At 59.2% G+C, this 21,681-nt stretch carries 18 protein-coding genes and 4 pseudogenes; 11 read left to right on the top strand and 11 right to left on the bottom strand.

All coding sequences use genetic code 11. The annotated features are described in order from the left end of the window. Positions 1 to 126: 126 nt before the first annotated feature. Positions 127 to 2,610 (bottom strand): glycerol-3-phosphate 1-O-acyltransferase PlsB, encoded by a 2,484-nt coding sequence (gene plsB / locus ACEPAJ_RS16150; RefSeq protein WP_425916130.1) that lies wholly within the window; start codon positions 2,608 to 2,610, stop codon positions 127 to 129. A gap of 283 nt (positions 2,611 to 2,893) precedes the next feature. Between plsB and ACEPAJ_RS16145 the strand changes: the two genes are divergently transcribed. Then, positions 2,894 to 4,210 carry an OprO/OprP family phosphate-selective porin gene (locus ACEPAJ_RS16145; protein ID WP_274086879.1) on the top strand — a complete coding sequence of 439 codons (1,317 nt, stop codon included), beginning with the start codon at positions 2,894 to 2,896 and terminating at the stop codon, positions 4,208 to 4,210. A gap of 561 nt (positions 4,211 to 4,771) precedes the next feature. Then, positions 4,772 to 5,899, top strand: coding sequence for a GNAT family N-acetyltransferase (locus ACEPAJ_RS16140; RefSeq protein WP_425916128.1), 1,128 nt, complete (start codon positions 4,772 to 4,774; stop codon positions 5,897 to 5,899). 24 nt (positions 5,900 to 5,923) lie between these two features. On the opposite strand, the gene ACEPAJ_RS16135 is transcribed toward ACEPAJ_RS16140, so the two are convergent. The 3 genes from ACEPAJ_RS16135 to ACEPAJ_RS16125 are packed head-to-tail and all read right to left on the bottom strand — an operon-like array spanning position 5,924 to position 8,236. Then, positions 5,924 to 6,478, bottom strand: coding sequence for a peptidylprolyl isomerase (locus ACEPAJ_RS16135; protein ID WP_425916126.1), 555 nt, complete (start codon positions 6,476 to 6,478; stop codon positions 5,924 to 5,926). Continuing rightward, positions 6,472 to 7,296, bottom strand: a complete 825-nt coding sequence (locus tag ACEPAJ_RS16130) for an alpha/beta fold hydrolase (RefSeq protein WP_425916124.1) — start codon at positions 7,294 to 7,296, stop codon at positions 6,472 to 6,474. Before ACEPAJ_RS16130 ends, ACEPAJ_RS16135 begins: the two co-directional genes overlap by 7 nt. Before the next feature lie 13 nt (positions 7,297 to 7,309). Next, positions 7,310 to 8,236, bottom strand: a complete 927-nt coding sequence (locus ACEPAJ_RS16125) for a LysR family transcriptional regulator (protein WP_425916122.1) — start codon at positions 8,234 to 8,236, stop codon at positions 7,310 to 7,312. A gap of 89 nt (positions 8,237 to 8,325) precedes the next feature. Between ACEPAJ_RS16125 and ACEPAJ_RS16120 the strand changes: the two genes are divergently transcribed. The 3 genes from ACEPAJ_RS16120 (at position 8,326) to rarD (ending at position 10,583) form a co-directional block, all read left to right on the top strand. Then, positions 8,326 to 8,640, top strand: coding sequence for a 3-phosphoglycerate kinase (locus ACEPAJ_RS16120; protein WP_274086874.1), 315 nt, complete (start codon positions 8,326 to 8,328; stop codon positions 8,638 to 8,640). Between the two features lie 187 nt (positions 8,641 to 8,827). Beyond that, positions 8,828 to 9,427 carry an FMN-dependent NADH-azoreductase gene (locus ACEPAJ_RS16115; RefSeq protein ID WP_274086873.1) on the top strand — a complete coding sequence of 200 codons (600 nt, stop codon included), beginning with the start codon at positions 8,828 to 8,830 and terminating at the stop codon, positions 9,425 to 9,427. 247 nt (positions 9,428 to 9,674) lie between these two features. Beyond that, positions 9,675 to 10,583 (top strand): EamA family transporter RarD, encoded by a 909-nt coding sequence (gene rarD, locus ACEPAJ_RS16110; protein WP_274086872.1) that lies wholly within the window; start codon positions 9,675 to 9,677, stop codon positions 10,581 to 10,583. 6 nt (positions 10,584 to 10,589) lie between these two features. Here rarD and ACEPAJ_RS16105 read toward each other — a convergent pair. Continuing rightward, positions 10,590 to 10,936: pseudogene (locus tag ACEPAJ_RS16105) on the bottom strand (anti-virulence regulator CigR family protein). Positions 10,937 to 11,181: 245 nt separating this feature from the next. Between ACEPAJ_RS16105 and ACEPAJ_RS16100 the strand changes: the two are divergent. The 3 genes and pseudogenes from ACEPAJ_RS16100 to ACEPAJ_RS16090 form a co-directional block, all read left to right on the top strand. Further along, the gene (locus ACEPAJ_RS16100) at positions 11,182 to 12,534 is read left to right on the top strand and encodes a DEAD/DEAH box helicase (protein ID WP_425916119.1); all 1,353 of its coding nucleotides are present in this window, start codon (positions 11,182 to 11,184) and stop codon (positions 12,532 to 12,534) included. A gap of 4 nt (positions 12,535 to 12,538) precedes the next feature. Continuing rightward, positions 12,539 to 12,643, top strand: a pseudogene (locus tag ACEPAJ_RS16095) (hypothetical protein); the annotation flags it as partial. 120 nt (positions 12,644 to 12,763) lie between these two features. Next, a pseudogene (locus tag ACEPAJ_RS16090) lies at positions 12,764 to 13,006 on the top strand (DUF1294 domain-containing protein); the annotation flags it as partial. A 90-nt stretch (positions 13,007 to 13,096) separates the two neighbouring features. On the opposite strand, the gene ACEPAJ_RS16085 reads toward ACEPAJ_RS16090, so the two are convergent. After that, positions 13,097 to 14,077: a zinc-dependent alcohol dehydrogenase family protein gene (locus ACEPAJ_RS16085; protein WP_425916117.1), complete on the bottom strand. Its 981-nt coding sequence runs from the start codon at positions 14,075 to 14,077 to the stop codon at positions 13,097 to 13,099. A gap of 159 nt (positions 14,078 to 14,236) precedes the next feature. On the opposite strand from ACEPAJ_RS16085, the gene ACEPAJ_RS16080 reads away from it, so the two are divergent. Further along, positions 14,237 to 14,959 (top strand): substrate-binding periplasmic protein, encoded by a 723-nt coding sequence (locus tag ACEPAJ_RS16080; RefSeq protein ID WP_425916115.1) that lies wholly within the window; start codon positions 14,237 to 14,239, stop codon positions 14,957 to 14,959. Between the two features lie 33 nt (positions 14,960 to 14,992). Here the strand turns inward: ACEPAJ_RS16080 and ACEPAJ_RS16075 are convergent, their stop codons facing one another. Further along, a complete protein-coding gene (locus tag ACEPAJ_RS16075) occupies positions 14,993 to 17,215 on the bottom strand; it encodes an LTA synthase family protein (protein ID WP_425916113.1) in 2,223 nt (740 codons plus the stop codon). 218 nt (positions 17,216 to 17,433) lie between these two features. Then, entirely contained in the window at positions 17,434 to 17,622 is a 189-nt protein-coding gene (locus tag ACEPAJ_RS16070; protein WP_274086866.1) for a hypothetical protein, read from the bottom strand. 334 nt (positions 17,623 to 17,956) lie between these two features. On the opposite strand from ACEPAJ_RS16070, the gene ACEPAJ_RS16065 reads away from it, so the two are divergent. Continuing rightward, positions 17,957 to 18,799, top strand: a complete 843-nt coding sequence (locus ACEPAJ_RS16065) for a CvfB family protein (RefSeq protein WP_425916111.1) — start codon at positions 17,957 to 17,959, stop codon at positions 18,797 to 18,799. Positions 18,800 to 19,078: 279 nt separating this feature from the next. After that, a complete protein-coding gene (cynR, locus tag ACEPAJ_RS16060) occupies positions 19,079 to 19,990 on the top strand; it encodes a transcriptional regulator CynR (RefSeq protein WP_425916109.1) in 912 nt (303 codons plus the stop codon). Positions 19,991 to 20,082: 92 nt separating this feature from the next. Here the strand turns inward: cynR and ACEPAJ_RS16055 are convergent, their stop codons facing one another. The 3 genes and pseudogenes from ACEPAJ_RS16055 to cynS all read right to left on the bottom strand — a co-directional run bounded on the left by ACEPAJ_RS16055 (position 20,083) and on the right by cynS (position 21,590). Further along, entirely contained in the window at positions 20,083 to 20,742 is a 660-nt protein-coding gene (locus tag ACEPAJ_RS16055) for a carbonic anhydrase (protein WP_425916107.1), read from the bottom strand. A gap of 35 nt (positions 20,743 to 20,777) precedes the next feature. Further along, positions 20,778 to 21,029 (bottom strand): DUF2790 domain-containing protein, encoded by a 252-nt coding sequence (locus ACEPAJ_RS16050; protein WP_425916105.1) that lies wholly within the window; start codon positions 21,027 to 21,029, stop codon positions 20,778 to 20,780. A gap of 94 nt (positions 21,030 to 21,123) precedes the next feature. Then, positions 21,124 to 21,590: pseudogene (cynS, locus tag ACEPAJ_RS16045) on the bottom strand (cyanase). Positions 21,591 to 21,681: the final 91 nt, after the last annotated feature.

Below are 21,681 nucleotides of genomic sequence, written 5' to 3'. Positions count from 1 at the left end.
ATCTTGGAGTATCTACAAGGCCTGTGACCTCGCAGGGTGGATGGATAAAACGTCATCCACCCTGCGTCATTTCGTTAGGTCACAGGCAGGACAAGTCTGCCGCGTGTCCTGCGTGCGAAAGTGGCTTTACACCGGCTCGGCCACATCCTCGTTGCGATCCATGGCCACCTGACGAATCGACAAGCGAATCTCTGCTGGCAGCACGCGCTTGGCCGCGCCTTCGGCCAGTTCGCTGAGCAGCGGGTGATGGCTGAGTTTGCCGGCTTCGTCTTGGCGCAGCACACCTTGGTCGAGCAGGCTCTGGATAAAGTGGCGGAACAGGCTCTTGTCGAAGAACTCCGGAGCGTTGAGGCCGTGTAGGATCGACAGGCGTTGGGCCATGACAGTGCAGAGGTCTTCCAGCTCTTCGGCGCTAATGACGTTCTGCCCGGCATTCAGCAGCAGGGCGGTGGCCATATAGAAGCGCTGCAGGGTCTGCACGATGGCGCGGGCCAGCAGGGTCAGCAGCACGAACTCACGCGAGCTGGGCGCTGGGCGCACATAGGTGTCGCCATCCAGGGTCAGCAGCCCTTGTTCGACAAAGGCGGCCAGCCATTGGTCGACCACGGCGTCCAGCTCATCCAGCTCCCAGCGGATAAACAGTTCCGATTGCAGATAAGGGTAGAGCGCCTTGGTAAATCGCAGGATCTGCTCGCGGCTCATCCGCGCACTGCTCTGGAAGAAGCTCGCCAGCAACGCCGGCAGGGCGAAGATGTGCAGCACGTTGTTGCGGTAGTAGGTCATCAGAACGGCGTTGTGCTCGTCCAGATAGAGGATCTTGCCCAGGGGGTCGGTTTGCTCAGCCAGCAGGTCCATGCCCTGTACGTATTCGATCAACGCTTGGCCGTTGCCGTCGGGCAGGGTGGTGTGCGGCGAGTAGGGCACTGTGCGCAGCAGGGCTAAATACAGGTCGAGCACCCGCGCCAGGGCACGCTCGTCCAGCGCCAGCTTGCTGGTAGACAGTAACGCCAGGGCGACCAGGTTGACCGGGTTGATCGCGGCGGCCTCGTTGAGGTGCTGGGCCACACGTTCGCCGAGGCTGTTGGTGGCCTCATTGAGCCAGGCCGGGCGGTATTGGGTGCCGTAATCCTGCTCGCGCCAGTCGGGCTGCTCACTGTCGAGGAATTCGGCCAGTTTGATTGGCTCGCCAAAGTTGACCCAAACATGGCCAAAGCGCTGCTTGAGCGCGCCGATGACCTTGAAGATGTCAAAGATCGACTCCTTCTTCTTGCTCGCGCCGCGCAGCTCACCCAGGTAGGTGCGGCCTTCCAGCACGCGCTCGTAGCCGATATACACCGGCACAAACACCACTGGCAGGCGGTTGCTGCGCAGGAAGCTGCGCATGGTGATGGCCAGCATGCCGGTTTTGGGTTGCAGCATGCGCCCGGTACGTGAACGCCCGCCTTCAACGAAGTACTCCACCGGGAAGCCCTTGCTGAACAGGGTGTGCAGGTATTCGTTGAACACTGCGGTGTACAGCGGGTTGCCCTTGAACGTGCGGCGCATAAAGAACGCGCCACCACGGCGTAGCAGGCTACCGATCACGGGCATATTGAGGTTGATGCCAGCAGCGATGTGCGGCGGGGTCAGGCCGTTTTTAAACAACAGATAAGACAGCAGCAGGTAGTCGATGTGGCTGCGGTGGCAGGGCACATAGATCACTTCATGGCCCTGGGCGACGTCTTGCACCCCTTCAATGTGGTTGACCTTGATGCCGTCATAGATCTTGTTCCAGAACCAGCTCAGCACCACTTCGAGAAAGCGAATGGCGGTGTAGGTGTAATCCGAGGCGATCTCGTTGCCATAGCGCAGGGCCTGGCTTTCAGCCTTCTCCAGGCTGATGCCTTCACGCTCGGCTTCTTCGATGATTGCCTGGCGTACCTGGGGGCCATGCACCAGGCCTTTAACTAGATTGCGCCGGTGTGAAACGTCCGGGCCGATCACGGCGGCCTTCTGGTTTCGGAAGTGCACCCGCAGGATGCGTTGCACCATGCGCAGGGTGCGCTCGTGGCCTTTGTCCTGCTCGACCAGCTCACGCATATGGATCGGCGTGGAGAACTGCACGCGAGTCTTGCGGCCGAGAATCAGGATGCTGACCAGGCGGCGCAGACGACCGGTGACGGCCCAGCTGTCAGCGAACAGCAGCTTCCACGGGCTAGTTTCACGGTCGGGCGACTGACCCCAGAACACGCTTACGGGAATGATCTGCGCATCGTCCACCGCATGCTGGCTCAGCGCGCTGACCAGGCGTTGTAGGGTCGGTGAGATACCGCGCTTGTCCTGACGGCCGAGCCAGTCGGGCTCCGGCGTTAGATAGAAGAACGCTGCTGGCTCTTCCAGATTCCCCACCGTGACCGGCAGGATTGGGCGCGGCAGGCCAGCCTTGCGGCACTCCGTATCGACCACGGCCAGATCACTCAGCGACGGCTGCTGCAGCACGTAGAACACCGGCTTACTGCGGTCGAGCTTAAGGGTAAAGGCCGACTGGTTGATGGTTTCCGAGCGCACCCAGAGGTACAGCACACGGCGCAAGGTGCCAAAAACGAGACGGCGGAACGGGGATCGGGTCATACGGAGTCTGCAGGCTTTGGAAAACGAGCATTTGCTCGGGGCACGTAGTGTGACGGATCAGTTGGCCGGCGGCAAAAGTCTTCTACGGCTGTGGTGCTTGCTGCGGCCAACCTGGGAGTGAATCAGCTTATTTACAAACGAAGTAAAAAGTTCCGCTGTAATCAAATATTTATATATCAGCAACGGCCCTGAAATATCCCGCCGCCAAGATTCCCTCCAGCACGAACGAGCCCCCAGCGCTCGGGTGTTTTCAACACTTAAAATCCATTTAGAGGAATCTTCGATGATCCGTAAGCACAGCTTTCGTGGAGTCATGGCCGGCTTCGCAACCAGCGCTCTGGCCCTGGCCGTTTCCGCCCAGGCTTTCGCTGGCACCGTCACCACTGACGGCGCCGACATCGTGGTCAAGACCAAGGGTGGTCTGGAAGTAGGCACCACCGACAAGGCATTTTCCTTCAAAATCGGCGGCCGTATCCAGGCGGATGCGGACAGCTTCGATGGTTTTTACACCAAGAATGGCAACCGTGCCGATGAGTCTTATCTGCGTCGTGCACGCCTTGAAATCTCCGGTGTGGCATACACCGACTGGAGTTATACCTTCGCCCGTAACTTTGGTGACACTGGCACCAAAGACAACTGGAATGAAGCGTCCATCTCCTATGATGGCTGGAAGCCTGTTCAAATTTCGGTCGGTCGCATCAATCCAACTTTCGGTTTGGAAGAGGCTGTCAGCTCCAAGTGGATCACTGCCATCGAGCGTTCGGCCATCTACGACCTCGCGCCTTGGCTGAACAGCCATGAAGATGGCGAAGGCATTCGACTGCGTAGCACTTTCGCCGATATGTTCCATGCCGAGGTCGGAGGTTATCGTCAAGACGGCAACCAGGACGAAGATGGCCAGAACAACACCACTTTCGTCGCGCGCGGTGTATTTGCCCCGATCGTCCAGGATAAGCAGGTTCTGCACTTCGGCCTGAACTACGCGACCCGTGAAGTAGAAGCGGGTTTCAGTGACTCGATCAAGTCGCGGTTATCGGTTCGCGGCACTAGCGAAGATACCATTAACGGCAACCGTGGCACCTTCGGTGGCGCTAAGCTGGATGGCACCGATCAGGCATGGGGCGCGGAAGCGGCCTATATGATGGGGCCGTTCTCCATCCAGGGTGAGTACCTGACTCGCACCGCCGATGGCGATGCGGTGGCCAATGGCAACGACAACGATCTGGAAGCCAGTGGCTACAACGTGCAAGTGGCCTACACCCTGACTGGCGAATCGCGCAGTTACAAGCTTGATGGTGGCAAGTTCGACAAAATCAAACCCAGCGACAAGAAGCTGGGTGCCTGGGAAGTGTTCTACCGCTACGACGACATCACGGTTGATGAGAGTGCTATTGCGCCCTCCAACGCCGGCTTGCTTGGCCTGACTTTCGACACCGCTGAAGCCAGCGCCCAGACTCACACTGTCGGTGTGAACTGGTATGTCAACGAAGCGGTGAAGATCTCCGCCAACTACCTGAATACCAGCGTCGACGATATTGTAAACGCCAATGGCGATGATGACGGCGATGCCATCAGCCTCCGCGCGCAATACGTGTTCTAAGGCAATAGCGTTTAACCGCTGCTCCTATCCTTGAGCCCCGCCTAGTGCGGGGTTTTTTTGGCTATGTACCAGTGATGTGTTGAATCGCCCCGGATGGCGCAGCGGTGCAAGGCAGCGCGGTATTATGTAGGGTGGGTTAGGCGCAAACCGGGATCAGGCAAACTGCATCAACTCCCAACGGGCCGTAACCCACCATGGCGGTCTACCGACAAACCGCAATGGTGGGTTACGCGGCGCTTGGGTCGTGTGGATATACCCATAAGCAGTCTCAGCGCCGCTAACCCACCCTACAAAAGCGGTCTGCAACACGGCTTTGGGACAGAGCCTTTTTTTTCGTCTGCGCTTTTGTGTCGGGAAGCATCTGCTGGGCATCTGCGCTCAGTTGTCACCGAGGGCATGGTTGAGCGGTACAACCGGACGGAGGATTGCCGGGCGTCCGGGCCGGCGGAGTAACTGCAGGTGAGTCGCCCCAGGTTTTCAACGGCCCGTCAGTAAAACCATGGCAGCGCCAAGGCAAACGGCTATATATAGTGCAGCCTTGCCTGACGCGCCGAGCTGCTGATGTTGCTGAACCAACTGAACTCCATCCATGAAATTGCCGCCAGCCAGTGGGATGCTCTGCTCACTGACGCGCAGCCATTCTTGCGTCATGCCTTTCTCTCTGCACTGGAAGACAGTGGCAGTGTGGGCGGGCGTACCGGCTGGCAACCTGCCCATGCCGTGTTGCTCGATGCGCAAGGCGGGCTGCAGGCGGCCATGCCGGGTTATGTGAAGAGCCATTCCTATGGTGAGTACGTGTTCGATCATGGCTGGGCCGATGCCTGCCACCGTGCGGGTATCGACTATTACCCCAAGCTGCTCGGCGCGATTCCCTTCTCGCCAGTGACCGGTCAGCGCCTGCTGGGCGCGCCGTTAGCTGCAGGGCTATTGCTCGACGAGCTAAGCGCCAGCCTGGAACAGCAGGGCCTGTCGAGTCTGCATATCAACTTCACCAGCGCGGCCGAAAATGCCCTGCTGCAGGGCCGTGACGGCTGGTTGCAGCGCTTGGGTTGTCAGTTCCACTGGCGTAATCGGGATTATCGGGATTTTCAGGACTTTCTCGACGCGCTCAGCTCGCGCAAGCGTAAGCAGATGCGTAAGGAACGTGAGCAGGTGGCGGGGCAGGGTATTGAGTTTGACTGGCGCGAGGGCCATCAGCTCAGTGAGCTGGAGTGGGATTTTGTCTACCTGTGCTACGCCAATACTTACCGCGTGCGCGGCCAGTCGCCTTACCTGACGCGCGCGTTCTTTAGCCTAGTGGCCGAGCGCATGCCCGCGATGATCCGTGTGGTGCTCGCACACCAAGCCGGCAGGCCGGTGGCCATGGCCTTTAGTCTGGTCGGCGGCGATAGCCTATATGGGCGTTACTGGGGCTGTTTGGCCGAGTTTGACCGGCTGCATTTCGAGACTTGTTTCTACCAGGGGATGGACTACGCCATTGGCAATGGTCTGCAGCGTTTCGATGCCGGCGCCCAGGGTGAGCACAAGCTTATTCGCGGTTTCGAACCGCAGATTACCCATTCCTGGCATTACCTTTGTCACTCCGGCTTGCGCACGGCCGTGGCGAACTTCCTTACTGAAGAACAACTGGGCGTGCGCGACTATGCCGAACAGGCGCGCACGCTGTTGCCGTATCGCACGGCTGAGTAGCGCACTACCCAGCCGACGGCGCTGTTAGAGGCGCTTGGCTTCAGTGATCAGCACCGGCTCGCGCGGCACATTCTGATGGCCGCCACGGTTGGCGGTCGGTACCTGGGCGATCTTGTCGACCACATCCATGCCACGGGTCACTTTGCCGAACACCGCGTAACCGAAATCACGCGAGCCGTTATCGAGGAAGGCGTTGTCCTTGTGGTTGATAAAGAACTGGCTGGTGGCGGAGTCACGTACCTGAGTACGGGCCATGGCCAGGGTGCCGCGCACGTTGTGCAGGCCGTTGTCGGCTTCGTTCTTGATCGGTGCCTGGGTGTCTTTCTGCTGCATGCTGGCATCGAAGCCGCCGCCCTGCACCATAAAGCCAGGGATTACCCGGTGGAACTGGGTGCCGGCGTAGTAACCGCTGTCGACATAGCTGAGGAAGTTGGCGGTGCTGACTGGCGCCTTCTCAGCGTTCAGTTCGATTTCGATCTCGCCGAGGCTGGTGGTTAACAGCACCTTGGGGTTTTCCGCAGCCAGCAGGCTGCCGGCAAACAACACAGAGCAGGCGGCGAGGGTGAGTTTTTTCAACATGCGTTTGAGTCCTTATTGGCAGTGGGTGCAGCCTGTTCGACTTCAGCAAGGAAGGCTAACAAACTGCTGTTGAAGTGTTCGGGTTGGTCCAGCGGTGTGGCGTGACGTGAATCTTCGATCACCAGCAGGCGCGCATTGGGCAGCTCGTCGACGTAAGCCTGCTTCTGCGCCACCGGTGTGTAATCGCGGTCAGCCGTAATCACCAGGGTCGGACAGCTGATCCGGCTCAGGCGTTCCCGCACGCCCCAGCCGATGATCGCATCGAGGCTGGCCAGGTAGGCGCGCTTGTCGTTCTGCGGCCAGCGCTGGAGGATTTTCTGCCGCAGCTCGGCTTGCTCGGGTTTGGGGAACAGCAGTTTGCCCAGGGCTTTGGCGATGGTGTCGAGGCTGAGCAGGCGCGACAGGCTCCAGCGCTTGGCGATCTCGATGTAGTCGCGTGGGCGTTTCGCCTTCACTTCCGGGCCGCTGTTGACGATGCACAGGCTCTTGAGTAATTCGGGGTGATCCACGCCGAGCTGAAAACCGATCATGCCGCCCATGGAGATGCCCACCAGATGCACCTGCGGCAATTGCAGGTGCTCGATTAGCGCAGCCACATCCTCGGCAAAACCTTGGATGCTGTAGCGCTCGCGGGGTTTGTCCGAGCGGCCATGGCCACGCACATCGAGGGCGATGACCCGGTAGTGACGGGCCAGTTCGGGGATCTGGTATTCCCAATCGCGGGTGCTCGAACCGAGGCCGTGGACCAGCAGCACCGGTGCACCGCGGCCGTATTCCTCGTAATGCAGTTGGCAACCGTCGTTATCGAAATAAGACATCTACAGGTTCCTCTCAAGCAGAGGGCAGGGGCGCCGCAAAGGCGGCGCTCAACGGTATGGCATCGAAGCGCTGGATCAGCTCGACAAGAATTTGCGAAGCCGGGCCCAGGGTGTTGTCTTTATTTGAGTAGAGATAGAAGTGTGGGTTGCGGCTACCGCCCTGGTCCAGCGGCAGGGGTTTGAGTTGGCCGTCCTTGAGCTCGCGTTCGATCAGGTGACGCGGCAGCCAGGCAAAGCCCAGACCGTTGCTGACAAAGGTGGCAGCGGTGGCCAGGCTGCCGACTGTCCAGCGCTGCTCGGCGCCAAGCCAGCCTACATCGCGCGGTTGCTGCCGCCCGGAGTCGCGGATCACCACCTGCATTTGGGTTTCCAGGTCCTGGAAGGTCAGCTTGCGCTGTAGGCGATGCAGCGCGTGGTCAGGGTGGGCGACGGCGACAAATTCCACCGTGCTCATCTCGGCCCCGAGGAAGCCGGGAATGCTCAGTGCACTGATGGCCAGGTCGGCCGTGCCTTCCTTGATCACCTCTTCGACGCCGGACAGCACTTCCTCGCGCAGGCGCACGCGGCAACCCCGGCTTTGCGGCATAAAAGCGGTCAGCGCTCGCACTAGGCGCGCACTGGGGTAGGCGGCATCAACCACCAGGCGCACTTCCGCTTCCCAGCCCTGCTCCATATGGTGGGCCAGGTCTTCCAGCTGGCTGGCCTGTTTAACCAGTTGCCGCGAGCGGCGCAGCAGCACATCGCCGGCCTCGGTGAGTACAGCCTTGCGCCCGTCTATGCGTAGCAGGGGCACCCCGAGCTGTTCTTGCATCCGCGCCACGGTGTAGCTGACTGAGGATTGTGAGCGGTGTAATACATCGGCCGCCTGGGCAAAACCGCCATGGTCAACCACGGCCTGCAAAGTGCGCCACTGGTCGAGGGTTACGCGGGGGGCTTTCATATTCAGTTCCTGTACGCGCTCAAGTTCTAGGGTGCAAATACTGACTCAATCAACCTAAACTGACAGTCTTTTGCCGGAGGACTGCCCTGATGAAAAAGCTCTGTTGCGCGCTGCTGGCCTGCTTGCCGCTGACTGTGATGGCCTACCCGATCGAGGTGGAGAAGCAGCTCAACGGTGCCGAAATATCGGTCAGCACCCAGGAAATCGATCACAACATGGGGGCCTTGCAGCTGTACAACTACGGCCGTAGCGACGCCAAGTGCACGGCGGTATTTCGCAGCGGTCCTGAGGCGCCGCGTACCCGTAAGGTCAACCTGTCCGCCGGTGAAAGCAGCAACCTAACGGTGAAGTCCACCCGCAGCATCATCAAACTACGCGTCAAACTGACCTGCGAGTTGTCTTAAAGCCCTTACGCAGCCGGCAGCGCTTATAGCCGGCGCAGGCCAATAGTCAGCCCAGAGACTAAGCGTGGGTCGGCTATAAATCAAATTATTAGATTGGTTGGTGCAGGTTTTTGCGCTTTTTAATCGGTTCCTATGTCCATATTCTTTGCCCATCGACGTTCAATAACCCTTCGGTGGAGCACACTACATGGCAACTATTCAGGTAATCGAAAGCAGCGCCCGTCAACAAGGCTCGGTTTCGCGTCAGCTGACTGAGCAATTTATCGCCACTTGGCAAGCCGCTCACCCCGCAGACCAGATCAAGGTGCGTGACCTTGCTGTGGATCAGGTGCCGCACCTGGATGCCAACCTACTGGGCGGCTGGATGACCCCGGTAGAGCAACAAAGCGAAGCCGAACAGGCCGCTCTGGCACTGTCCAATCAGCTGACCGACGAAGTGCTGGCCGCTGATGTGCTGGTGCTGGCCGCGCCGATGTACAACTTCGCCATTCCCAGCACCCTGAAAGCTTGGCTCGACCACGTGCTGCGCGCCGGGGTTACCTTCAAATACACGGAAACCGGCCCGCAGGGCTTGCTGAGCGGCAAGCGCGCCTTTGTCCTGACCGCGCGTGGCGGCATCTACGCCGGTAGCACCCAGGATCATCAAGAGCCGTACTTGCGCCAGGCACTGGCTTTTATCGGTATCCACGATGTCACTTTTATCAACGCCGAAGGCCTCAACCTGGGCGGCGACTTTTTGGAAAAAGGCGTGAGCCAGGCCAAGGCACAACTGGCTCAGGCCATCTGACACTTCCCGCTGCATTCAGCTCTCCTGGCGTCTGGTGCTCCTAGACGTCTCTCTCCCCGCGCGGCGAATGCTGTGCGGGGTTTTTTATGGCCCGCGTTTCACCCGCGAGCCGTGATGGCATGAGGCGCAACCGGCTTGCCGAGCTTTTTTAGGCGCGAGCGGGTAAGGTCGCGGCCGTGCTGCTTGGCCGCTGTGGTCTTAACTTCAGCTAGGCAAGCGTTTGGATCTGAATGAGTAGGGTGATGTGATGCAACTGTCTGGGCGCGGTGTGGCGCTGTCGATTATCGCCTCGGTGTTGTTTGCCTTGGTGCCTGGCTATGTGCAGCTGTTGGCTCCGCTTGATGGCTTGCAAGTGTTTGCCCAGCGGGTGCTCTGGTCGTTACCGGCAGTGTTGCTGCTGGTGACCGTGTCGCGGCAATGGCCGCTGCTGCTGGCGGCCTTCGCTCGCCTGCGGCGTGAACCGTTGCTGTTGGCCAGCCTGCCTGTGGCTGCACTGCTGATGGGGATCCAGTGGGCGCTGTTTGTCTGGGCGCCGCTGTCCGGGCGCATGCTGGAGGTGTCGCTGGGGTACTTCCTCCTACCGCTGGCCATGGTGCTGGCCGGCCGGGTGTTCTACGGCGAGCGGCTGCGGCCGTTGCAGCGCTTGGCGGTGTTCTGCGCGTTGCTTGGCGTCGCCCATGAGCTGTGGCTGACCCAGGCGTTTTCCTGGGTGGTGATGGTTACGGTGCTGGGCTATCCGCCGTATTTCATGCTGCGCCGCTGGATGCGCCTGGATGCCTTGTCCGGGTTCGTGCTGGAAATGCTGTTTATGGCCCCGGTGGCGATCTACATGGTTGTGCAGTGGGGGCCACCACTGCTGTTTAGCCAAGCCCCGCAGCTGTGGTGGCTGCTGCCTGGCCTGGGGTTGCTCAGCGCGCTGGCGTTTGCCGCGATGATGGCGGCCAGTCGGCTGCTACCGATGGGGCTATTCGGCATCCTCAGCTATGTCGAACCGGTACTGCTGTTTCTGGTGGCGTTGCTGTTTCTCGGTGAGCAATTTGATGCGGCCCAATGGCTCACTTATTTGCCGATCTGGTTGGCGGTGTTGCTGGTGGGTTGGGATAGCGCGCGCCTGTTGATCAAACAACGGCGCAGCGCATCGTTTGCCGAGCAGTAATGTGGCTCAGTCCAGCACGTTGCGCAGCACTTCGTAAATGATGCCCGTAGCAATGGCTACCAGCACCACGTCAGTGCCGGTTTGCTTCCACTCATAGCCGTCATAGCGCGGCAGTTGGCCAAGTAGCCGGCTGTCGAAGTTTTTCGCAATGCCAGGTGGCAGTGGTTTGCCCCGTGCGAGGTTCTTGGCGATGCCTGGCGGTAAGGCGCGGGTTGCGCCGATCAGGTTGCGGTTCTCGCCCAGCACGATGCGTACCCGGCCGATATCAATCGACGGGCCGTTGAGGTCAACGCGGATGTCGCTGTTCTGGCCGCCCCCTGTTTGCCAGGGTGATCATGTTTGGGCGCCGCCATAGCGCTTTGCGCAGTGAGTGTGAATGCCAGGGTTGCGCTGATTAACAAGGCTTGTCGCAGGTTACGCATGATGAACTCCAAGGCCCACGAAGGCGGGTTTTATGGTCAATTTGAACAGCTGGTTTAGGCTTGGTTCAGGGGCAACGGTCGCTTTATTGCACTGAATATGCAAAGTCACTCGGCCGCAAGGCCGGAAAGCGGTAGGCTATGCGGCTGATTTTTTGTTTTTCGTCGAGGTTACCCCCGTGTTTTCCCAATTCGCCCTGCATGAACGCCTGCTTAAAGCCGTGGCTGCGCTGAACTTTGTCGAGCCCACCCCGGTGCAGCTGGCGGCCATTCCGCTGGCGCTACAAGGAAAAGACCTGCGGGTAATCGCGCAAACCGGCAGCGGCAAGACCGCCGCCTTCGTTTTGCCGATGCTTAATCGCCTGCTCGGCGATGGCGCCTCTTCGCCGCGTATGAGTGTACGCGCGATGATCCTGCTGCCGACCCGCGAGTTGGCCCAGCAGACGCTCAAAGAAGTTGAGCGCTTTGCGCAGTTCACCTTCCTCAAAGCCGGCCTGATTACCGGGGGGGAAGACTTCAAGGTACAGGCCGCGATGTTGCGCCGTGTGGATATCCTGATCGGTACGCCGGGTCGTCTGATTGAACACGCCAACGCCGGCAACTTGCTGCTTGATGAAGTTGAAGTGCTGGTGCTCGACGAAGCTGATCGCATGCTCGACATGGGCTTCAGCGAAGACGTGCAGCGCTTGTCTGAGCTGTGCAATGCCGAACGCCAGACCCTGCTGTTCTCTGCCACCAGTGGCGGTGCCGGGTTGCGTGAGGTGGTTGGCAAGGTGCTGAAAGAGCCTGAGCATTTGCAGGTCAACAAGGTTAACCAGCTCAATGAAGGCACCCGTCAGCAGATCATCACCGCCGACCACAACCATCATAAAGAGCGTTTGGTCGACTGGTTGCTGGCCAACGAGACCTACGAGAAGGCGATCATCTTCACCAATACCCGGGTTCAGGCTGACCGTTTGTACGGCAAGCTGGTGGCCAAGGATTACAAGGCATTTGTGCTTCACGGCGAGAAAGACCAGAAGGATCGCAAGCTGGCCATCGACCGTCTCAAGCAAGGCGCGGTGAAGATTCTGGTGGCCACCGATGTGGCGGCGCGCGGCCTGGATGTTGACGGCCTGGACCTGGTGATCAACTTCGATATGCCGCGCTCCGGCGACGAGTACGTGCACCGCATCGGTCGTACCGGCCGCGCGGGCGCTGAAGGTCTGGCGATCTCGCTGATCTGCCACAACGACTGGGCGCTGATGTCGAGCATCGAGCGCTACCTCAAGCAGCGCTTCGAACGCCGTAACATCAAAGACATCAAGGGCATCTACCAGGGGCCGAAAAACCTCAAGGCATCTGGCAAGGCTGTTGGCCCGAAGAAGAAAAAGATCGACCCGAAAACCGGCAAGAAGATTGTTGCGAAAAAGCCTGCCGCCAAGGCGCCGAGCAAGCGCAACACCATCAATAAACCCAAGGCCGATGCGCCCGTGCTGGTTAGCCAGGACGGTTTGGCGCCGCTGAAGCGCCGTACGCCAACGGCTGAGTAACGCCGTGGCGCGCTGGCTGTGTTGGCTTGCTGCGCTGTTTATTACCGCGCAGGCGCAGGGTGCGGTGCACAAATGTTTGCAGGCTGATGGTGTGGTGCTTTACACCGACCAGCCCTGCAGCATTGCGCAGAGCAACCTGGCCCTGAGCGTCAGCGACTACGCCAGCTATCCACCTTGGCTGCAGGCGGTTGCACCGCTCTGGCATGAGCGGCTGCAGCCGCTGTTGCTGGGGGGCGATCTGTTGCCGCTGCTGGCGGCGGTCTACGGGCTGATGAGCCTGATCTGCTTTTTTGCCTACTACCGCGACAAACAGTTCGCTATCAAGGGCCAGCAGCGCACGCCCGAGGCGCGTCTGCACCTGTATGAAGTGCTGGGTGGCTGGCCTGGCGGGTTGTTGGCGCAGCGCCTGATTCGTCACAAGAACCCCAAGACGAGTTATCAGCTGGTGTTCTGGCTGATCGTCGCGCTGCACCTGGCCCTTGCTGGGCTGGTGCTGTGGCTGATCAATGGGGCGGCCATAGGCTAAGCGACGGCGGATTGCCCGCCGTCGTTTGGCTGAGGCTTACTTCGGTACGATCAGCACCTTGCCCTCGCGCTCACCGCTGGCAGCCGCTGCCACGGCTTGTTTGATCTCACTGACGTCATAGGTCGCGGCAACGCGGGTGTGCAGTTTGCCGCTGGCAATCAGCTGCACCAGTTCGCCAAACACCTTCATCTGCTCGGCCTGGCTGGCATTCTGGAACCATTTAGCCAGCCAGAAGCCGCGCAGGCTGACATCCCGGAATACAAAGGACGACGGCGACACCTGGCACGGCTGGCGGCTCATCATGCCGTAGTTAACCAGTACGCCGCCGTCACACAGGCTGGCCGCTAAATGGTCAGTGGCCTCACCGCCTACCGCATCGATACCCAGACCGATGGCTGCGCCGTCGGTGGCCGCGCGTACGCGCTTGGCCAGGTCCGGCCCATCGACCAGCACCACGTCACCGCCTTCGGCTTCAACGCCTGCGACTGCGGATTCGCGGCGCACCACGTTGACGGTCTTGAACCCGCGCAACTTGGCCAGTTGAATCAGGTAACTGCCGACGCCCGAGTTGGCAGCGTTCTGGATCACCCAATCGCCGGGCTTGAGATCGACGAACTGGCTGAGTAGCAAAGAGGCGGTGGGCGGATTGACCGTGAGCATCGCCAGTTGCTGTGGGTCGGCCTCCGGTAAGGGAATGAGTTTGTTGGCGGGGGCATTCAAATGGCTGACCCACGTGCCGCATCCCACTGGGAGCAGGACCATCTGGCCGACTTTCAGGTTGCTGACCTCAGCGCCCAGCGTCTCGACCCGCCCGACACCCTCATTGCCACCGATTGCCGGTAGCGGCGGCAACATGCCGTATTCGCCAGTAAGGGTGAGGACGTCGGAAGGGTTGATTGGGGCGGCCAGTACTTTGATCCGCACCTGGCCTGCGCCGGGCTCTGGCAGTTGCAGCTCAACGGCGGCGATCACCTCGTGAGGTTGCGGGCCGCGTTGTTGATATTCGGCTTTTAGCATAAAGGCTCTCCAGTGTGGATGGGCTGACGTGGGTGGCAAGAGTCTAGCCCTGTAAGGGCTCCTGGCGACTAATCCGGATTAATCGATTTCAGTGATAGAAAGGTGCAGCGCCAGGACATAGCCAGCTATGCTGGGGGCTGGTTTAGGTTGGGTATCGCCATGAAGTGGATGTGGTTATTTTGTTTGCTGGCATACAACCTGCCGGCTTCGGCGCAAAGCCTGCGTATAGGGTTTGGGACGCATAAACCGCCCTATATCTTCGAGAACCAACCCCGCGGCCTGGAATACGACATTGTCATGGCTGCCGTGCAACGCGGCGGCTTGGAGCCTGAGGCGCACTACGCGCCGATGGAGCGCCTGAACCGGATGCTGAGCAAGGGCCAGATTGACGTCATGGCCACCACCAACGAGCTCAGCGGCGGCGCTATTTTTTATTCCGAGGCTTATATCCGCTATCAGAATGTCGCCGTGGCTTTGCGTTCGAGAAAGCTGAATATTCAGCGCATCAGTGACCTTGTCGGGTACTCGGTGAACGCCTTTCAGCGGGCGCGCTTTCTGCTCGGCAGTGAGTACCAGGCCATGGCTGAAGCCAATCCGCTTTACCGTGAAGAAGCGTTTCAGATTGCCCGCAATCGTATGCTCTTCAGCGGGCGGGTTGATGTGGTGGTGACGGATATGCGCATCCTGCGCTATTTCAACCATGAGGTGAGAGGCCAGGTTGATGTGACCCAGGCGCTGAGTATTTATCCGATTTTTGCGCCCACCGATTACAAGCTGGGTTGCCAGCAGCAGGCCCATTGCGAGCGCTTTAATCAGGGCTTGGCGCTGCTTAAACAAAGCGGCGAATATGCGGAAATTGAGCGCCGCTACGCGATGTACTGACGGCAGCTGATGCGCCGTCAGTGCTCGAGTCGCTTAGGGCGTGGGAACGATCTCGTCCAACACTTCCTGGGCGGCCAGTAGTTTCGTCTCGGGCTCAAACGGTGTGCTGCTGACGCTGAAATCGACGATTTCGATGGCGCCCTGGCCTTGGCCGGTCAGGTGGAAAGAAAACGCCTTGCGCGCTGCCGGGTTGTCAAACGTGAAGCTGACCTCGATGGGCTTGTCGCGGGTCAGCAGCGGCAGCTCGGGTATCGGCAACGCTACATCGCGGTCGTACTCCTTAGTTTTCAAGTGCAGTGTGGCACCCGGCGTGGCCATGCTCAGTGCGCGGATTTTAAGGGTCACCGTGGTCTGTGTGTCTTTACCCAGGGTCAGGTACTGCGCGCCCACCAAGTTGTCGGTCCAGTCATTGCTGGCGTCGGGCGTGAGCGTGATCGGCTGAGTGTTGGCGAACTGGTAGCGCTGTTCGGCCTGGCCGCTACTCAGTGATTGATCGAGCAAGCCTGCACGTTGGCTAATCAAACGCGCCGGCTTACCGCTGAAGCGACCCAGGTAGCGTGCACTGTCGGCAATAAAGCCAGGGCTTGCGTAGCGCCGGCAAACGCTCTGGAAGTCGCATTCGGTCAATGTGCCCTGGCCGTCATGCTGGCGCAGCAAACCGTTGGTGTAAGAGATGATTTCGCGGCCAGTGCGGTAGTCACGCAACAGCGAGCGCCCAGCAATGTTGCTCGGCACGGGAAAGGCGAAGTAGTCGAGCACCGAGGCAGTCAGGTCGACATGGCCGTATACGCCTTGCTTGAGTGCGGGCAGCTGAGTGTGTTCGGGGGCCAACAACAGGTTAAAGCCCCAGGCTGAGGCCAAGCGCACGTCGCCCAAACCATGGGACTCATCCGAGGTGATGATCACCAGGGTGTCTTTCAGCACACCTTGTTTTTCCAGTGCCGTGAGGAAGTCAGCGACGGCGTCGTCCAGGTAGGCAATCGCCGCTAATTTGCTATTGGGCTGGCGGTCCAGATAGGCCTGCGGGGCAGAGTAGGGTTGGTGGGTGCCCACGGTCAGCAGGGTCAACATCCAGGGTTGCTGCTTTTTACGCAACTGCTGCACGTAACCCAGGGCGCCTTCGAAGTAAGCCTTGTCGTCCATGCCCCACGGGAAGTCGATATAGGGCTTGTTCTTGAACCAGTCGCGGCCGTGGGTCTGGTCGAAGCCCATCTGCGGCATGATCTGGTCTTTGGCCATAAAACGCAGCCCGGCGCCCTGCAGGAAATGCGTGCTGAGGCCGCGCTCGCGCAGCTGCGCGGGGAGGCACTGCTCGCTGCGTTCGGGGTTGTTGAGCAGTTCGACGCCTTTCGGGGTGCCGGTGTCGAGTTTGTTGTAATCGCCACAGAGCATGGCGTAAAGGCCGCGGATGGTCTGGTGGCCGTGCAGCACATAATCGGTGGTGAGCATGCCGCGCTCGGCCCATTGGCTCAGGCGCGGCATCGGGTCTTGTGCATAGTGGCTGCCGATGGCCTGGCGACTGGCCTGTATATAGGCGCCGGTCACGCCTTCCAGGGTGATGATCAGCACATTACGGGCGCTGCCGGCCTGTTTGAGCAGGGGCGTGCCATTCAGGTCGAGTTGGTTAAGGCCGCTGATGTCGGGTGGGCTGCTCGGCTCATCCGCCGCCAGCCAGTCGGCCAAATATTGCTGGCCGTTACTGCCGCTTTCCGCCAGCAGCTTGTGCGGCAGGTTGAACTGCAGCCATTGATCCGCCTCGCTGGGTTTGAATTGCTGGCAGGCGCCGTGCACGGCAAACAGTGACAGCGGCAACAGCAGCCAGGCGCGCGCAAGCGGTGCGCTGCGGCGTGGCGTCTGCAAGCGGCGCAGGCCTAGATAAAGTGCCACCAGCACAGCCATGGCTATGGCCAGTTGCGGCTGGCTCAAACCGGCGCCCTGGGTTGAATGGCTGACGAACTGTGGGTCGGCCAGGTAGTGCAAATCGGCAGGTCCTGGCATGCGCCCCACTGCGCTGACCAACTCGGCGTTGCCCAGGGTGAAAATGCACCAGATCACCAGCAGGGGGACGCTCAGCAGCCAGGCGCGTTGGTGCAGGGCGATCAGCAATACGCTGCCAATGGCTAAATCAGACAGGTAGCCATACGCGTGTGACCAACCCAGCGCGTAGCGGCTGACTAATGGCAGGGCAAGCAGTAATAAACCGAGGGTAAACAGGGTGCTGGAAGGGTGTCGCAGCCAATTGCAGGTAACGCGCACGGGTACTCCTGGGGCGATTGCCATCGTTCAGCAACGGCAATGCCGAATCAGCCGCAACATGCGGGCTGACATGATTCTGAAACAAGGCTGTGCTAAGCGCCAGAGCGCGGCGCGCAAATAGGTAAAACAGCCGTGTGTTTGGGGGAGGGGGAAGTGATGATTTATGCACTGGCCAGCGCCTTGTCATTGCGAGCAAAGCGCTGCATGGCCAGAGAGTGTTACTTTTTGCCGATGGTGATCTGCTTGCTGGTGCCGTACACCTGGCCGCTGACGCCTTTGGCAATTTGCTGGATTTCCCCGCCGGACTTCAGGAACGCTTCGATCTGTGTATCGATCGAGGCGCTGGTTTCCACGGCTGGCGCCGGCTTGGGTTTGCTGTTAGATGCTTTTACGCGCATGACGGCCATTAACCTATTTAAAAATTAATTTGGCCGCACATTGTACTCGAAATGCTTGACAATTGCTTGGTAAATAAATCTCAAATGCGCGGGTGTGTTGCGCTATAACGACATTAAAACGACATTAATAGTCTGCATCGTTTTTGAATATGCCAATAAGTGATTGTTTTAATGAGCATCGGTAATTAATACCGGGCGTTCACATAGGGCCTTGTTGGCGCCTGGCCCACTGGTCGGATTGCCTCGCAAGGCAGCTAGGCGAACGTGCGGCGATCTCCAGTAGGTCGAGAAATTCAGGGGCGACTCGGCTAGAATGCCGGCCTGGTAATGAGGGTAGAGCATCATGGCGGTAATTGGACGGATGAATAGTTTGCAGGTCGTGAAGCACACCGACTTCGGCCTGTATCTGGATGGCGGCGCGGATGGCGAAATTCTATTGCCCAAGCGCTATATTCCGAGCGACACCCCAAGTGAAGTAGAAGACTGGTTGAACGTCTTTATCTACTTGGACAGTGAAGACAAATTGATTGCCACCACTGAAAAGCCAAAAGTGCAGGTGGGTGGATTTGCCAGTTTAAAAGTTGTGGATATAAATCGAGTGGGCTTATTCCTTAATTGGGGTTTGCCAAAAGATTTATTGCTGCCGCACTCCGAAGAAAAGCGGCCGCTGCAGGTCGGCGATTACTGCGTGGTGCACGTATTCCTCGACAAGCGCAGCAAGCGCATCACCGCCACGGCACGCCTGGATCGTTATCTGGATAACGTGCCGGCGAATTACACGGCCGGTGAAGAAGTTGACTTGCTGGTGGTCGAACCCACGGATATGGGCTTCAAGGCGATCATCAATAGCAAGCACTGGGGCCTGATCCACAAGAATGAGCTGTTCAAATTTATGCGCAGCGGCATGCAGGAAAAGGGCTTTATCAAGGAAGTGCGTGCCGACGGCAAAATCAGCCTGAGCTTGCAGCCGGTGGGTCAGGAAGCGGCCAGCAGCCTGGGCGAACAAATATTGAGCAAGCTGCGCGAACATGAAGGTGTGCTGAAGGTGAATGACAAAAGCTCGCCTGAAGAAATTGCTGGGCTGTTTCGGGTCAGCAAAGGCAACTTCAAGAAAGCCATCGGTGGCTTGTACAAGCAGGGTCGCATCGTGATCCACGAAGACCGTATTGAACTGTCCGGCGAGTGAATACCCGTTGCGCCGCCATTCAGTCGAGCCTGCCGCATAACCCCGTTGTGAGGGTAATGTGCATGTAACGCGAAGCTCGCAGGTTCGGCCTCTATCCCCGCGCCAGTAAAATCAAGGCCAGCAGCGATGCTGGCTTTTTTATTGCGCACGTTTTAACTGATTCTCCGCCTGTTCGGTGCTGGGCTCGTCAGCCTGTGGCGCCGGACTGCTGGCTTAGCCATAGGCTTATGGGCTGGCATACAATGCGATGCATGTTTTTTGCCTATAGGTGGTGATGCAATGCTCTTACGGCATCTGCGGTATTTGTTGGCGGTTGCTGACCACGGTGGCTTCACGCGCGCGGCAGAGGTGTTACACGTTTCCCAGCCGACTTTGTCGCAACAAATTCGCCAACTGGAAGAGACGCTCGGCGTCAGCCTGTTCGACCGAACTTCGCGCACGGTCAAACCCACTGATGCGGGGCTGGCCTATATCGAATCCGCCCGCCGGGTGCTGGTGGAGTTGGCAGCGGGGAAGCGGGCGCTGCATGACGTTAAAGATTTGTCCCGTGGCTCGCTCAGGCTGGCCATGACCCCGACCTTCATGGCCTACCTGGTCGGGCCGCTGATCCGCGATTACATCGCGCTGTATCCGAATATCCATTTGCAGATATTCGAGTTGTCGATGGACGACATCGAAACGGGGTTGGCCAATGATTCGCTGGATATCGCGATTGCATTTGATCAAGTCAGGAGCGCTGACATCGAGTCGATCCCGGCCTTTATAGAAACCTTGGGGCTGATGGTTGGGCGTGATCACCCGCTCTATGATGCCCGGGCCACGCTGACTGCCGATCAACTGGCGCAGCTGGAGTTTGCCTTGCTGACCCCCGATTTTGTGACCCGCACCTGTATTGATGAGTTCTTCGCGACTGAGCGGATCACGCCCAAGGTAGTCATTGAGGTCAACTCGGTGAATACCCTGCTTGAGGTTATTCGGCACACCGCCGTTGCCACGATTTTGCCGGAAGCCATTGCTACGCAGGACCGCGCGTTGCGCAAGCTTGCGTTAGTGGCCGAGGCCCCCCAGCGCGGGGCCGCGCTGCTGCGGCGTAAAAACAACTACCACAGCGCTGCATCAGACGCCTTTACCAACCTAATGCTGGGGGCCGTGCAGGCGCAGAGAGTGCCCGTCACGCCTGAGCGGGAATAGCGTGCCAAGCCGTTCGCGAAACAGGTAAGCGGCCGTGCGACAGCCGCTGCAGTTGGTCACTGGCGTAAAAAGCTTTTAACAGGCAACAAGTCTCAGGCAGCAACGGCTGAGCGAGCATGCACGGCGCAGGTCGCCGGGTAGTCGGCCAATGCCTTGAAGGAGCGGTTGTCGTTGTCCAGTGCGTCGATTGAGCCGCTTTCAATGTCGTAGACCCAGCCATGCAGGTTCAACACACCTTTTTCTTGGGCCAGGCGCACGCTCGGGTGGGTTTGGATGTTCGCCAGTTGGGCGATGACATTTTCCCGCACCATTGAGCTGACTTTGGCCGCGTCATTGGCATGCACACGCGACTCGTTGATGACCTTCGCCGACTCGGCATGCTGCAACCAGCCGCTTACAGCGGGCAGGTGGTCCATGCATTTGCACGTGGCGACCGCAGTCATAGCGCCGCAATCAGAGTGGCCGCAAATAACGATATCGGTCACCCCTAACACCGCGACGGCGTATTCGACTGTCGCCGACACACCACCGGGATGCGGGCTGTAGGACGGCACGATATTGCCAGCGTTACGAATCACGAACAGTTCGCCAGGTTCTTGTTGCGTCAGCAGTTCCGGCACCACGCGGCTATCGGAGCAGGTGATAAACAAGGTGCCTGGATGCTGCGTGGTTGCCAGGTGTTTGAACAGGTCGGAGCGCTGTGGGAACGCTTCGCTCTGAAACTTCAGAAATCCGTCAATAAGCGCTTGCATAGGATGTTCCTGTAAAAAACTGCTGGATTGTTGGGCTATGAGTCGCTGCAGCCGGTGCCATACAGGCGGTATTGCAGAACATGGACGTCACCCTGTGAGTCGCGGTAGGTCATTTCGGCTGGCGCCGGCCCGCAGGTGTCGGCAGCCGAAGTCATGCGTATCACCTTGGCGATGTCTAAGTGCATGCCGTATGTGTAGGCAACGGCTGGCGCTGGCGTGACTGGTTCTTCGGCGTAAGCCGACAGTGAGGCGGCCAGCGACAGGCCTAAAAGTAGGATTTTGTTCATGAGCCATCCTCCGCATAAATGGGTGGCAGTGGGAATCAAGTCAATTTTGGGATCGGGCCCGCAGGGGGCGGGCCGATTCAGGGACGCGGCGAGGTTAGAACGGGCGCAGAGGCAGGAATTTGCCATCTAGCGTGATCACTGCGCGGGAACCGCCTTCGGGGTCCTCGACCTTCTTCATGTCCAGCTTGAAGTTGATCGCGCTGATGATGCCGTCGCCAAACTGCTCATGCACCAGGGCTTTCAGCGTGGTGCCGTAGATCTGGATCATTTCGTAAAAGCGGTAGATGGTCGGGTCGGTTGGAATACCCGAGAGGCTGCCGCGCAGGGGATGATTTGCAGGCTGGCGACTGTGTCGGCATCCAGTTCAAGCTTGTCGCCAATCACTTTAGCCGCGCTTTCCGGCAGCGGATGTTGGCCGAGCAGGGCGGCGGTTACATAAGCCAACCCAAGCCCGGTGCCGTCAGCCAGGTCCTGCCAGGAGAGGTTTTTGCGCGCCTTGGCATCCAGCACTTCGGTGGTCAGGGCAAGGCTTGGGTCGTTGTAAGCGTGCGACTGTTGCATGGTGTAGCTCCTATCGGGGTTGCTTGGTGTGAAGCAATGATCGGCCGACAGATACATAGCGTCCAAGACTGATGTGCAATGCTTTGTATAA

Source organism: Pseudomonas sp. GWSMS-1 (assembly GCF_049847425.1).
Classification (GTDB): Bacteria; Pseudomonadota; Gammaproteobacteria; order Pseudomonadales; family Pseudomonadaceae; genus Aquipseudomonas.
Note: the sequence above shows the minus strand (reverse complement) of the source record. Positions and strands in the feature narration are given on the sequence as shown.